11 protein-coding genes are annotated in these 14,471 nt (G+C 35.0%); 8 read left to right on the forward strand and 3 right to left on the reverse strand.

Features of this window, described 5'->3' with window-relative positions; genetic code table 11:
* Positions 1 to 144: 144 nt before the first annotated feature.
* The 4 genes from K5X82_13580 (at position 145) to K5X82_13595 (ending at position 7,235) form a co-directional block, all read left to right on the forward strand.
* The gene (locus K5X82_13580) at positions 145 to 1,992 is read left to right on the forward strand and encodes a hypothetical protein (GenBank protein QZT36291.1); all 1,848 of its coding nucleotides are present in this window, start codon (positions 145 to 147) and stop codon (positions 1,990 to 1,992) included.
* A 355-nt stretch (positions 1,993 to 2,347) separates the two neighbouring features.
* Entirely contained in the window at positions 2,348 to 4,696 is a 2,349-nt protein-coding gene (locus tag K5X82_13585) for an outer membrane beta-barrel protein (protein ID QZT36292.1), read from the forward strand.
* A gap of 216 nt (positions 4,697 to 4,912) precedes the next feature.
* Positions 4,913 to 5,191 (forward strand): hypothetical protein, encoded by a 279-nt coding sequence (locus tag K5X82_13590; protein QZT36293.1) that lies wholly within the window; start codon positions 4,913 to 4,915, stop codon positions 5,189 to 5,191.
* On the forward strand, positions 5,115 to 7,235 hold the full coding sequence (locus K5X82_13595) for a TonB-dependent receptor (GenBank protein ID QZT36294.1): 2,121 nt from the start codon (positions 5,115 to 5,117) through the stop codon (positions 7,233 to 7,235). Before K5X82_13590 ends, K5X82_13595 begins: the two co-directional genes overlap by 77 nt.
* Positions 7,236 to 7,391: 156 nt before the next feature.
* Here K5X82_13595 and K5X82_13600 read toward each other — a convergent pair whose 3' ends face one another.
* The gene (locus K5X82_13600; GenBank protein QZT36295.1) at positions 7,392 to 7,727 is read right to left on the reverse strand and encodes a hypothetical protein; all 336 of its coding nucleotides are present in this window, start codon (positions 7,725 to 7,727) and stop codon (positions 7,392 to 7,394) included.
* Positions 7,728 to 7,864: 137 nt separating this feature from the next.
* Between K5X82_13600 and K5X82_13605 the strand changes: the two genes are divergently transcribed.
* On the forward strand, positions 7,865 to 8,047 hold the full coding sequence (locus K5X82_13605) for a hypothetical protein (GenBank protein ID QZT36296.1): 183 nt from the start codon (positions 7,865 to 7,867) through the stop codon (positions 8,045 to 8,047).
* A gap of 989 nt (positions 8,048 to 9,036) precedes the next feature.
* Here K5X82_13605 and K5X82_13610 read toward each other — a convergent pair.
* Together K5X82_13610 and K5X82_13615 are read right to left on the reverse strand one after the other, a co-directional pair.
* Positions 9,037 to 9,864: an ISAs1 family transposase gene (locus tag K5X82_13610; GenBank protein ID QZT36297.1), complete on the reverse strand. Its 828-nt coding sequence runs from the start codon at positions 9,862 to 9,864 to the stop codon at positions 9,037 to 9,039.
* Positions 9,865 to 9,920: 56 nt separating this feature from the next.
* On the reverse strand, positions 9,921 to 10,151 hold the full coding sequence (locus K5X82_13615; GenBank protein QZT36298.1) for a hypothetical protein: 231 nt from the start codon (positions 10,149 to 10,151) through the stop codon (positions 9,921 to 9,923).
* Between the two features lie 328 nt (positions 10,152 to 10,479).
* Between K5X82_13615 and K5X82_13620 the strand changes: the two genes are divergently transcribed.
* The 3 genes from K5X82_13620 to K5X82_13630 all read left to right on the forward strand — a co-directional run bounded on the left by K5X82_13620 (position 10,480) and on the right by K5X82_13630 (position 14,365).
* Positions 10,480 to 11,421, forward strand: coding sequence for a hypothetical protein (locus K5X82_13620; GenBank protein ID QZT36299.1), 942 nt, complete (start codon positions 10,480 to 10,482; stop codon positions 11,419 to 11,421).
* Positions 11,422 to 11,569: 148 nt separating this feature from the next.
* Positions 11,570 to 12,997, forward strand: coding sequence for an IS66 family transposase (locus K5X82_13625; protein QZT36300.1), 1,428 nt, complete (start codon positions 11,570 to 11,572; stop codon positions 12,995 to 12,997).
* 600 nt (positions 12,998 to 13,597) lie between these two features.
* Positions 13,598 to 14,365: a class I SAM-dependent methyltransferase gene (locus K5X82_13630; protein QZT36301.1), complete on the forward strand. Its 768-nt coding sequence runs from the start codon at positions 13,598 to 13,600 to the stop codon at positions 14,363 to 14,365.
* Positions 14,366 to 14,471 lie beyond the last annotated feature (106 nt).

Consider the following 14,471-nt stretch of genomic DNA (forward strand, 5'->3'; position numbering starts at 1 on the left):
TGTGGTTATCGGTCAAATACTCCCTCTTGTCTATTTTCTTTTTTTAAGATCTCATTCCCCAATATATTCGTTTCGAAAATAGGAATTTTTAACTGCATATGATTCTAGATTATACTAGGTCATTATAGCTAATGATATGAAAATATGAGAAAATTTATTATTGCTTTTATTGTACTACTGACAGGAGTACAGGCTTTTGCCTCTGGTCAGGAAAAAGATAAACGTACACCATTCTCAAAGATCGAATTTCGTGAAGGTCTTCCATATACGATGTATAACAAAGAGTGGGTGAAGTTGGTTTCAATTGAAGGAGTATCTATCGATGTATATTTGGATCGAGCAAAAGAGAAAGAACCGAGGATCTGGAAATATGTTTTTACTCGTTATCTACATTATTTGATGGATGATATGAATATGAAACGAGGTAAAACAGTATCTGTTGAGTTTTATTTAAACGATAAAGTTGTGACAAAGGACTTTGAGTTGAAAAAAGAGAATAGAGACTTAGCCTCCTTATATCTAGAGGAAGAACTTTCGAAGAGTAGGATAGAACGCAATCATACACATGCTATTCCTGATGAGTTGAAATATATTGTGAAACGAATAGATGGTTATGAACCAGTGAAGAGTGATTGGCTGACTAAGCAAGAGGTGATAGAAGATTTAGAGCATTTAGAGTGGGAGATTGTGAATCATTACTCATATGCAGATAGGGTTGGGTTTGATTATAAGTCGGGAATTGATGTTATAATTCAAGATCTAAGAAAAGGTATTACTAAACGAGACTTTGCACTTCAACTGAAGATACTGATGGCTAATTTTGGTGATGGTCATAGTAGGGTTAGTATGGGAAGATATGTGTTGACACGAGAGGACCGTAAGATGAGGTTGCCTCTTCAAATAATTCAACATGATGGGGTGTTTTATGGTAAAGATCTGAAGAGTGATAATTTCTATAATGAATCATATCCTCAGATTATTGCACTAAATAATATTCCTGTTTCGGAGCTGTTTTTGTTGGCAAAGCAGATGGTGCCCAAGACAACATCTAAGTTTGTAGATAGAGGGGCAGAGCAGTATTTGTCATATACGAAGTTTATGCTTCAACTGGCTGGCGCGGATGTTGCACAGTCAGTGGATGTGACTTTGGGCAATGGTCACGAAAGAGTTATAAAAAAGGTTAAGCTATCAGATTATAAAGGTACAATAAGTCGTCATCGTTTCTATTTTAAGGAGAAGAGGCTAGAAGGAAATATAGGATACTTGGCAATGAATATATATATGGATCGCAAAGATAGATTTATCGACTCTCTACATGTGTCAATGCAGAGACTTAAAGATACAGATGGTTTGATTATTGACATTAGAGGAAATGGAGGTGGTAGTAGAGCACCATTATTGGCATTATTACCTTATCTTATACAAGAACCTACTGTGACAAATGTTGCAAGATATCGTATTAATGAAGAGGAAGATATTCACCCTAAAAATGGATATTTTGATGCTCGATATGCCTATCCTATCGATTCAGATAAATTGAGTTCTGATGAAAAGAGAGCAATTAAAAGGTTTAATAGAACGTTTAAACCCTCTTCGGTCGTGAGTAATAAGAAATTTACGGACTATCATTATATGGTGATAAGTCCAGCAGCTAAACAGGATAATGCATTTTATTATAAGAATAAAGTGATTGTGTTGATTGATGAAGCGTGTTTTAGCGCCTCAGATATTTTTGCAGCAGGGATTAAGCAGGGGGATAACGTCTCTCTTTTAGGTAATACAACTGGTGGAGGAAGTGGTTTCTCTATGAGTCGACCTTTGTCCAATTCAGGTATTAAGGTAAAAATGTCTACGATGTACTCTTATCAGCCTAATGGTCAGCTGTATGACGGACATGGAGTTGTTCCAGATATTAAAAATGATTATACCCTTAAAGATCGTCTTGGGATTACAGATAGTCAACTTGAGAAGGCATTGCAGCAACTACGATAGTATGTAATACCAGTCACCAAGAGGGAAATGTATGATGATCTTTTATATTTAAAGTTTCCCTCTTGTGGAATATATTATTTCTCCTTTGGTCTTGTTCTCTAGTTTAAGTGTCTTAGTTATAAACTAGTTAAATAATGGCAATGTGATCTAGAGTTAGTGCCTATTTAAAGTTATATTTTGATAATAATTCGAGTCGTTTATCTTTCTACACTAGGATAGTGTTTTGATAGATATGTTATTTGTAATTATTAAATGGAACCTAACTCATTTTTCTTCGTCATATAGTTACTATACTGGATATGGATTTATAGTATCTGGATATCTTTTTAGATTATAAACTTAGAATTCCTTTAAAATGAAAAATAGTAACTCTCGTTGTAGACGAACCTCCTTATTAATGATTTTCTGTGTCTTTTTGAGTATGTCTTGTTGGGGACAAACGGCGGTATCCATAAAAGGCAAGCTAACCGATGGAACGTCGGGTATTGGATATGGTAATGTTGTACTTTTTGATAGTGATACTACGTTGATCACAGGTGCTGTGACCTCTATGTCGGGAGATTTTGAACTGAAGGGGGAGTTTCCTCATAGGCTTATCATGAAGTGTTCTTATATTGGAATGGATACTCGTTATATTGATGTTGTATTAAATGAGGTTGTCACTACCGTTGCTCCGATAAGCTTAGAGCCAAAGCATAATGGTTTAGAGGAAGTCGTTGTGTCTGGCAAGCGCCCTGTGTTTTCTATGCAAGGCGGTGCACTGGTAACTAATGTGAAGAATTCAACACTCAGCTCTTTAGGTAATGCCTTTGATGTGATAGAGAAGATCCCTGGGATTAATATAGATGAAGATAAGATAACGGTTTTTGCTCGGGGTAAGCCTATCATCTATATCAACAATAGACGTGTACTCGATGACAATGAGTTAGAACAGCTAAAATCGAGTGAGATCTCTTCTATTGAGCTATTAAAGAACCCTGGTGCTAAGTATGATGCTGAAGGTCGTTCGGTATTGATTATTAAGATGCAAAAGAGTGCATTGAACGGGTTGGCTGTTACGTTGCAAGAGCAGGTCAAGGCAGGTTTATATTTTAGTCATACAGAGAGTGCAGATATCTCATTTACCTACAATAAGCTAAATTTGTTTGGTAGTTATTATCAGACAGATAAAAAGACGAAAAGTGAAGATGTGGGGGTCTATCGATTGGATAGGGATATACAATGGAATCAAGAGTTCAGAATGCCTTATTCGTTTGATTTTAAGATATATAAATTAATGGGTGGTTTTGATTGGGAGTTTCTGCCAAATCATAGTATTGGCGCTCAGTATAAGGCTTATAAGAATAGTTCTGATTCTCATACATTGGGTGAAATTCATGTGGATGCAGATGGTAAGGATTATGATAATATCAATATGGATTCAAGAAAGGATGAGCAGCCCTATAAGCAGGTTATGAATGCTTTCTATAATGCAAAACTGACAAAGCGTTTTGAGGTACAGGTAGACTTCGATTTATCAAATAATCATAATGAATTCTCACAAGTGGCAAAGGAAGATTCTGAGAGAGAGTCGACTCGAATAGTGCGTAATGTTGGGGTTTCAGATTTTGATCTCTATGCAGCGAAATTGACTGCTAGTTGGTCTTTGATGAGTCATATTGATGTGGATTTTGGCGGCGAATATAATATGATCGAAGGAGATGGTTATGTGAAGAATTCGGATGCACTTATACAAAGTAGTATATATACGAATAATGAAGAGAAGTATGCTGGTTTTACCAGTATAAAAGCAGATTTACCGGGTAATTGGAGTTTAAGCGCAGGGGTTCGATATGAGAAGTCTATGGAGAAGATGAAAGAGGGAGTTGATTCGGAACTGTTATTGGATAGAACCTATTCAGATCTCTTTCCATCATTTTCGATATCTAAGAAAATTGATGAGAAGAGTTTTAGTTTTCATGTCAATAAACGCATACGTAGGCCTTCGTTTTCACAATTGAATAGTGGTGATCTCTATGTGAATAGATTTCTTGTTCAAAAGGGTAACCCATTTCTATTAGATGAGAAGATATATGATTTTAACTATCAAGCAATGTTTAAATACTTTAATGTGAGTGTTGGTTATACTCTGGTTGATAACCCAATTAATATTGGTTTTGACTATAATAATGAAGGAAACTACTCTACACTTACCTACAAGAATTACGATAAGTATGAGAATATCAATTGCGCCTTTTCTATTATGCATAAGATTGGTTGGTGGAAGCCTCAGTTATCTATTCAAGTATTACAGCCTTTCTTCTCTATCAAAGGACAACATAGAGACAATAGTTATAACAAAACAAATGTCTTGATGGAATTATATAATGAGTTTAAGTTGCCTTTAGATTATCTGTTGACATTGGATTTTGATTATAGTAATGAACAGGATTACTATGTTACAAGATCTGCGGAATCGTATCGAATAAATGTAGGGCTTAGAAGATCATTCTTTAAGGATCGTCTATATCTAAAGTTGCAATATCGTGATATATTCGATATGTATGAAAACAGTTCTATTACTGAAGTGGATAACTACTATATGCAAATCAATAACGAGAGAGAGACAAGTTATTTATTGTTTACTGCTAAACTTAGGTTTAATAACTACCAAAAGAAATATAGAGGACGTAATGTTTCTCCTTCGGATATCAATAGATTATAATATTCTCTCGTTGATGTGTATTTGTGACTTGCCTACGGTGTGGCAAATATTTAGACGCGAGCATGACGTGTTTGGTTTTCGTGTTTGGCAAACGAAGTCTCTATAATGGTTTGGATATTAATTTATGGTTATATGTCTTTTGGGGTGACTGTAATGGTGTTCGTTATAAGGTTGATAATTACTATCTTTCGGATAGAATATTATAATAGACCTATAATGAAAAACCTATTGAGTTTGTTTTTACTTCTTACGGTGGGGGTGGGTTATGCCCAGTCGCAAAGTATTGAAGGAAGGGTGGTGGATAAGAGTAACCACCCTATTGAGTATTTTACAGTTGCACTGCTGGAGAAGGGGGATTCTTCGATTATTAAGGGAGGGGCGTTTCTTGATGGTCAGTTTGAGATCGAATACCCCCAATATGACACCTTGTTTGATTCAGGTCTCTTGTGTTGGTTTTCGCCGTCAGGTGTTGGAGGTCAACCCAGGGGAGCGTAGAGATGTGGGAACAATAATCTTGAAGGGGTTAGAGTTGCAGGAGGTGGTGGTTTCGGTAAGGAGACCTAAGGTGAAGCAACAAGCAGGAAAGAGTGTGATTTCGGTTGCTAATACCTCTTTGAGTGATCTAGGAAATTCAATGGATGTTTTGAAACGTACTCCTGGGGTGTTGGTGGATAATAAAAATAATATCACGATTTTTGGTAAGGGGACTCCTTTGATTATTATTGATGGAAGAGAGGTCACTTCTAAAGAGGAGTTACAGGTATTGGAATCATCTAATATTCAGGATATCGAGATTGATAAGAACCCCTCTGCGACCACCGACGCAAGTGCATCATCCATCGTGCGTATTACGACAAAGAGAAAGGATCAGTTTAGTGCAAAGTTGTCTAACACCTCTTATTGGGGAAGACACTGGAGTAATGTGAGTGGATTGTATCTCACGAAGCCTTTTAAGCATGTTCGTACTTACTTTGGATACTACTACTTTAAGAATAAAGAGACCTACTATAATGATGACTATACGAATAATTATCAGTCGGATTATACAATCTATAATAAGACGAATAGTTCGAATACTTCGGAGATGGGAAAGCATCATGTGACGGGAGGATTGGAGATTGATGAGAATAAACGTAATACGACCAAGTTGTTGTATCAATTCCGTAAGTCGGAGGATGACTTTGTTAAACATACGGATCAGACGATCGATAAGAAGGGCTCTAGCTTTGTGGATCGTGATATTGATGTGCAGACCGATGATAAGGTATCTCAACATGTGGTGAGTCTATCTCATGTGAAACGTTTTCGTGGACATGCTAAGATTAATTTATCTGCTGATTATGCCTTCAATGAGAATCGTTATGCTACAGCTATCGTGGAACAGTCGGAAGGGGGGCAATTTCATACTCATAATGATAATAGGGATGAGTTTAATGTGTTGACCCTAAAGGGTAATTTAGAGACGGTATTGTGGTCAAATACAGATCTTGATATGGGATTTAAGGTGGGTAAGGTGAAGAATATCGGTGCTTCCTCTTCGGTACATGTAGAGAGTGGGAAAGAGAACTATCGTAATGACCAGAAGATGGTTGACCAGATTAATGCAGGTTATCTCTCTTTAAGCAATCAAGCTGGCAAGTGGCAATATCAATTGGGGATAAGAGCAGAACAGACGATAACTAATACTTCTCTTAATGGGGTGGATATTATAGATAGTACTTACCTCAATTGGTTTCCATCGCTAAGTTTGACTTATGAAGCGTCGTCATCTGTGTCGCTCTCTATCGATTATAACCATAAGATTGAACGTCCTTACTTCTCCGATTTGAATCCGACGAAGGTCTATTTTGATTCGCTATCCTATAGTGAGGGTAATCCATATTTGCGACCTACCATTAAAAAGAACTTGGTGTTTGATGTCTCGTTGCCTCATGGGTGGTCTTTCTCGGCGGAGTATACTCGATATGATGATTTGGTGACAGATGCCTCGATGAGTGATCCGAATAATCCAGATATTATTAAGTATATGCCGATTAATATTGACCATTCCGAACGTTGGCTGTTGGGGATGAACAAGAGCTATTCTGGAAAAGTGTATAGCTATAATATAGGTGGAGGAGTCGTGTTTCCAAAGATCGATATACCCTATAGAGGAGAGGTGATGAAGATGCGAGATGCCAATTGGTTTGCCTCTTTTAGTAATGACCTTAATGTGACGAAACATTGGGTTCTTTTTGCATCCGTCAACTATCGAAGTGAACGCTTCAGATCGATTACTACCTATAGTGATCAGTTGAACTTAAGGGCAGGATCTACGGTTAAAATGTTTCATAATAATCTCTATCTAACCGTCGACTTTAGTGATATCTTAGATACGAATGACAACAGTTGGGATAGTCAATATGGCTATATACAGTCTGGTGGTGTAAATGACTTTGATAATCGAATGTTGAGGGTTTCCTTGCAGTATAATTTTAAAGATTTTAAGGAGCTATTCGGTACGGAGTCGAACAATACAGAAGATTTAGATCGACTGTAATCAACAGTTGTGGATAAGTGTTGACAAGTGTGTTTTGGTGCTGTATATCTAATGATTACAGCACCATATAGATGTCATAATCGATTTAAGACGGGACTTATACACAGTTTGAAATGATAGATGAATGCGTGTCGATTATACTTGTCATCTACATATTTATATGTGATCTCTTTTTACTAATTGGAATCGATCGATAGTGAATTGGTCTTCTGAAATATTAGGATCGTCTGGGTGATAACGTTGGACATAAAAACCATCTTTGCCAACATAGAAAGACCTACACTTATATTTTCCTGGCTCTCGCTTTTTCTCTGCAATCACTTCAAATTTGTCATTGAGCACTAAGATCGTGATCTGCTTATATAGCCAATATTTGTATCTGGTTTTCTTGACAAGCTCTTTGTCTAATCCATGTTCTGCTATTCGGTAATAACGCTTTTCATAGCAGCATAACCAAAGATGGCCATAAATGAGATAAATAGAGCGGTGCAAATAATTTTCTTTTTCATAATTTGATAGGTCTTATGAGTAAAGACATAAATTAACAAGTGTGCAAGAGGTGTATATTACATTATAGTCGAGATATATTCAATGTTCATATTATTAAGAAATTAAATTTATCCTTAAGTATGACAGATGTATTGGGACAGTATCAACCAAACACTTGGAGTAGTGCTTATGCCAATATACAATCTACAATGGATTCTGATGCGGATAGTCAACTGTATCGTTTTTCATTACGCTATCGTCTAGGGGTTAACAAGAAACGAAGATTAAAGTCTTCGAATGAAAAAAGTCTTCGAAGAATATAGAGGTTCTTGTTGACCTGCGGGGATATTCACAAAACTGTTTCTATTCTTTTGTTTCAACCATGCACTTAAAGTGATACTAATATTTTGATAATGAGATAGGCAAAGGTTTTTCCTCTTTTTGAACAGTCCATGTATTTATCTGCACCTAGTGCTTGACTATAAGATTTAGGACTAGTAGAGTATGTTGTCATAGTATACATTTTAGATTCTATGAATGGTAGGCGTGTGATTATTTTGTATTTTTAGATTAGAATATTCCATTTAGAATACAATGAGTCATACGCATCCATCCCATATGAAGAGTTTTACAAGTGATATTATAGAACCATGGTTTAAGAAATGGAAGAAAGAGATATTCTTCTCTCTATTGTCTGTGGTCCTCATTTTTGGGTTTTATAAGCCTTTTACCAATTTTGTATTAGATCATGTCGTAAAAAAGATAACTACCCATATCCCATCGGGAAGTGTGCCTCTGATGATAGTGGTGGTCGTGGGGATTATTGGATGGAGTGTATATCTCCGCAATAATGAAAAGAAGCATTATAGATATTCAAGTAGGGATTTCTTTTGGGGGTTATTTATCTTTTTATGGTATTTGGTTTTTCGTTATGGAATTAAGGATTTACCTTGGAATTATATAACGATCACTGATCACGGCAAGGTATGTTATTTTGATTTAGTGGGGATTTTTGCTATCCCTTTTCTGTTTGTCAATTTGAAGGAATCTACTCTTTGTAAGGTAATTCGGTTTAAAACCTGTAGTTCTGAAAATGAACAGATTGGTAGGAGGGAGAGTGGGAAAGTATATGTAAGTATTGTCATTGTATATGGGCTAAGTCTACTGCTCTGGGGATTTGACCGTAGTCTATTGGTTGCTTTTGTTTTATCGATAGTTTGTGTTTTTATCGATAGGTATTGTTACCAAGTGAGAATATGGTGGAATAAACAGGTTGAAACTTATAAAGGTGTACAGGGCCTGTTCATAAAATTTATGCGGCAAAAAACTTGTTTATTTTGTATGGACTATAGACAAGTTCGTCTCTTAATTTATTTAAGTTATCGTCTTCATTTATTTTCATTAAGCCACTGCATATGAATAGCATAATAGCAGCCATGGATTTCTGTATTCCATGATTTAGAGACTTGAAATTGTCTTCCCCAAAATTGACATCTCTTATTCGATTCATCACTTCTATTTTCCAATGATTCCTTATCGCACCTGCAATTTCAGCGATATCCCCATTATAATTCGTGATATAATATCGTATTTCTTTACGATTTTTGTCTGTTTTTAGCGTACAACTTGACCTTGTTACCTTAACCATATTACAGATGCCACTTTCCGACCATCGAGGCTGTAGCATCTCCGTATTTATTGCATATATTTCATAATCTCGTTGGTCTATTCTACCATGTGATTTATCGATTTCTGACAACATATTATCTGCCACAAGATGTTCTGATGTATGGATCAAATCTTCCTTTAAGTGTTTCTGATTTCCTTTTATTTGTGTCAAATAAAAACGATCGCTTTGTTCAATATCTGATAGTAATCCAGCTGAATTATGCATTGCATCTAGGCTTATTTTGGCAGCATTTAGCATCTTTGTTATGGATTCTTTGACAACCTCCTTTTCACTCTCTTTTGTTCCATCATAGTAACCCAAAAGTTGTTGTTGGTTTGATAAGTGAGACAAAGCGTAGACAATACTTAAACCTCTAGTATCCTTAGAATTTAAATTAATACTCCCTCTTAGTTCTTTCCCATCTATGGCATACCATTCAGACGAATCCTGTTTATTTGTGTGGATTGACAAGAAGGAACTCTAACGAAGACAAGATTCTAGATAGTTGAACTCGGCTAATACAACGATCAATATCCTTCTGCAAACACACACATAGATTCATCGTAATTACGTACCATATTACGATGAATCTTACTCATGTTGAGATGACCATAGCTTCTCAAAATAGAGATCACTAGAAGCGTTATTACAAGAAGTAACTCATGCTTACGGCCAGAGTTACTTCTTGTATCATTAAGATTTATTTGTAGGTCGTTGTAAAATAGTCTAATTTTGCTGTTCGAAAGGTCGTTGTTCATAATTTATATCTGTTTTTCGCAATCCAAATATAATATGAATTAGGGACCTTTTATTATGTCTGAATTTTATGAACAAGCCCTGTCTCGATAATCTAAAGTTATTGAAAGATAAGATTAAGATGTATGATGGGACCTTTGTTCATATAATTAGGTCAAAGATTCATTCTAAGTTAATAGATTACTAACAAGATAAAACTCTTCGATATTAATTAATGGTATATTTAATGTTATGATTTATGACGAAGAGGGGCATTTTTGATCTTCTTTGCATTATTTCTGCTTATCGATTATTAAACAAGCTAGTAACAATTTTTTATGTGATTTAGGAATGAAAAAAGGGATAGATTCTGTAAAAATGGTGAATTCAAATATCAATTTAATATACCCTTCAGATCACCGTTGTGATTTTAGCAAAGCGGATAAAAATTATATATATTGGTCGTATTCATTGGAAAAAAAAACATCTAATGAGATCAAAAGGATCTCAGCTAAATTAGATTCAACAAATAGAAATATTAAAGATATTAGAGAGGTTGTAACAAAATGTATTAGTGAAGCTAAAGAACCTCATGCTCCTTCTAAAATATCTGTTATCAAGAATCATGATATTATTGTGCTAATTTGTTATCCATTTGTTGTCTACTTCTTAATAGAGATGCTTAAGTGTTTTATATCGTGGATTAGTCGCAGAAGATATAACATTACTAAAACCCAAAGGTTTATAGATAAAGTTCGAGAGTATGAAGATGCCTTAGTGAAATATCTAGAACTTGTTAAAAGTTATTATACTGAGATTGAGTCGACCAATAGAGTTGAAATGCTTTCACCAATATCAAGTAAGTTGAAAAGTATCAAAATCTCAAAAGATGAATTTGAAAGCGTTTTGGTATTTAATCACAATGAATTGATTCTGACAGAAATAATGGATAAAATCAATCTTTCTAAAGTATTAATAGAAACTGTTACATCAAACCATAAGATATTGTTTGATAGTTATTTTGATAGTTATCAAAAAATGAAATCTAGTGGTGTCAAGTTGTATAGTAAACTTTTAGTTATTGCGGGAAAACACTGGGATGGAAGTGAGAAAAATCTATTAGATCCTATTGTTAATAATCTAATAGACGCTTATGAAGAAGATAATTTAGATATCTTTAGTCGATGTCAAAAAACACTTGCCAATTCTAACCTTAGTAATGTTGAAGAAATCAAAGATCTAATAGACCTAATAAGTAAGTATAAACTTACCGTAAAGCAAACTAGACTGTAACTACTCAGGTTCTTCAGATAGGTTTTAACCGACAAAAACTTCAAACACGTTGATTTGGTGTACAATGTTGATAAATAACAATGTATTTGTTGATTACTTTTAGTTGTTATCTTTTCTATTTTGACCATAAGAATAGATCTTTGCAGGCATGAATAAAGTTGATCGTTTAGAAAAAGAAAACAAGGCATTAAAAGAGCAAGTACAATCTTTACTGGCAAAATTAGACATTGTTATGTCGGAGGTAAGAGCTTTGTCAGAAGAAAATGCGATGCTTCATGCTAAGATTAAGACTCTTGAAGATCAACTATCACGTAGCAAGAAAAATAGTGGTAATAGCAGTTTTCCTCCATCTAGAGATTTATCAACAGTAAAGAAGAACCAATCTCTTCGCAAGAAATCTAATAAAAAATCAGGAGGTCAACTTGGTCATAAAGGCATGACTTTATTTCAAGATGCCACACCGACCGATATCGAATCTCATCATCCTTTAGCTAAGTGTAGTTGTGGAAATAGACTGAATCCTGAGGATGCTAGGTTGCTATGCAAGCGTCAAGTTTTTGATATCCCCCCTGTTATTGAACCTATATGTATTGAGCATCGTCTTTATGAGAATAGATGCAGTTGTGGACAAATCCATAAAGGAGCTATGCCATCCAATGTTAATGCACCAGTTCAATATGGTCCCAACATACGTTCGCTAATTCTTAGTCTGCATATAGAGCACTATATCCCTTTAAATCGGATTAGTTCGCTAGTAGAAGAGCTGACTTCCTATAAAATAGGAGATGGAACTATTGACAATATTTTAAAACATGCAGAAAAGGTATTCACTCCCCTATATGAATCTCTACGTCAATCTATTGAAGATGCCAATATAGTTGGATCTGATGAAACAGGTTGTAAAATAGATGGCAGTAAAGGATGGATGTGGGTTTGGCAAAATTATGAACTAACTTTTATCACAGCACATAGATCTAGAGGGTATAAAGTTGTGGAAGAAAATTTCAAAGATGGATTTACTAATGCTACTTTAGTAAGTGACTGCTATGCTTCTCAACTAAAGACCCCTGCCAAACATTATCAACTATGTCTAGCTCATTTACAACGCGAATTAATCTACATAAAGCAACAGACCAATAATAGATGGGCACAAGATATATTAGATCTCTTTTCAGAAGCCATGAAATTAAAACGGGAAGCTGAAGAAAAAGATTTCCCACTAGATAAGGAAGCATCATTTAAGACCAAATTATTAGAACTTCTGAATATCGACATAAATGACGATCAGCTCGATGAAATCAGAACATTACGACAACGATTAATAAAGAAAATCGATAGTGTGTTTACTTTCTTAAATCATTATGAAGTACCGTTTGATAATAATGCTTCGGAAAGAGCAATGCGTAACATCAAGGTAAAACAGAATGTGTCTAAGGGATATCGCACAGAAGAAGGGGCGCAGAGGTATGCCATGTTGCGATCTATAACCGACACATTAAAGAAACAAGGAAAGAGTGTTCTGAACATGATCGCATATTGGCTATCATGCAATAATGTTAACTTAAGCTGGGAATAGATAATTTTGAAAGTTATCTTCTTGAAGCTCTATTTAAAATCTAATAGAGGCTAAACTATAATACTACCTGAGTAGTTACACTAGACTTAATTCACTTCATGCAAAAAATATATATATAAACTGTTGGATGAAACTCCAAGATTGTAGTTTGACGTTAAATCCATTAGTAATAAGACTCAAAAGGAAAAGACGTTTTTTTTCTAACGATATTGTTTAATGATGATGTAAAATATACACATTAATTAAGTCTGTAAGATGCTACTAAAAAAAGGTTTTTCTGTTCCTTCTTTTTTCTATTAATAGATTTAGATTCTGCACAAAGTCAACATTGTATTATCAGGTGTAAAGGCTTAGAGTTTATCGTCTCTTTATCCAATGTGGGTTTCTTTTAGAGAGACAATTTATTAGAATATTAATTGTTAACAAATACAGAACTCAGTACATGATCATGATTTAATTTTATCAACTTTAAGTTTATATGTTTATTGAAATTTTGCAATACTTATCGAGTATCTTTAGTTGGAACATTTTTCACTCACTTGGGGTTTATTATTGATAGGAATAATATTTAGTTTTGATGTATTGTAATAAAAAGAGACTATGAGTGACGATAATAAATCAATTCAAGAATTAGACTTAATATGTGAATATTATGGTAGTTTAGAACGTCAAGGTCCCGGAAGTGTTGAGACGACATTAAAAGCTTTGAGCTTTATAGAAGGCTTAAATCATGAATCGAAAGTGGTCGATCTTGGTTGTGGTACTGGGGGGCAGACCATGGTTTTAGCGAAGCATCTTCAAGGGGAGGTTATTGGGGTGGATATGTTCCCTAAGTTTATCACTCTTTTTAATGATAATGCCCATAGGTATGGATTATCTTCTCGTGTCAAAGGAGAAGTTGGTTCGATGGACCAATTGCCATTTGCGAAAAGTTCATTAGATCTTATATGGTCGGAAGGTGCCATATATAATATTGGCTTTAAAAATGGTCTAACCTATTGGAGGTCATTTCTAAAAAAGGGGGGGTATGTTGTTGCATCTGAGATTTCTTGGTTTACAGAGGAACGCCCTAAGGAGATTCAAGAATTTTGGAATAGTGCATATCCAGAGATTGATACCATCCCTAATAAAATTGCACAAATGCAACAGGCTGGGTATGTTCCTGTCGCGACTTTTATTATTCCAGTGGATTGTTGGACAGAGAATTTCTACTATCCACAACATGAGGTACAAGAGGTTTTTCTTGAAAGATATCATGATAATGAATGGGCAAAGGAGTTTATTCAGAGTCAACGTGAAGAAGAGATGCTATATAATAAGTATCGTGATTTTTATGGCTATGTTTTTTATATAGGGAAAAAGATGTAGTTATTAACGAATTGGTTTGTCTTTAGTTGTTTGATTTATAGGGAATAAGCGACTTTTTGAATGTCGTTATTCACCATGTTAATAACAATGCCCAAAGGTTCTAATG

The sequence above is a fragment of the Prolixibacteraceae bacterium genome (assembly GCA_019856515.1).
In the GTDB taxonomy this organism is placed as follows: Bacteria; Bacteroidota; Bacteroidia; order Bacteroidales; family Prolixibacteraceae; genus Halosquirtibacter; species Halosquirtibacter xylanolyticus.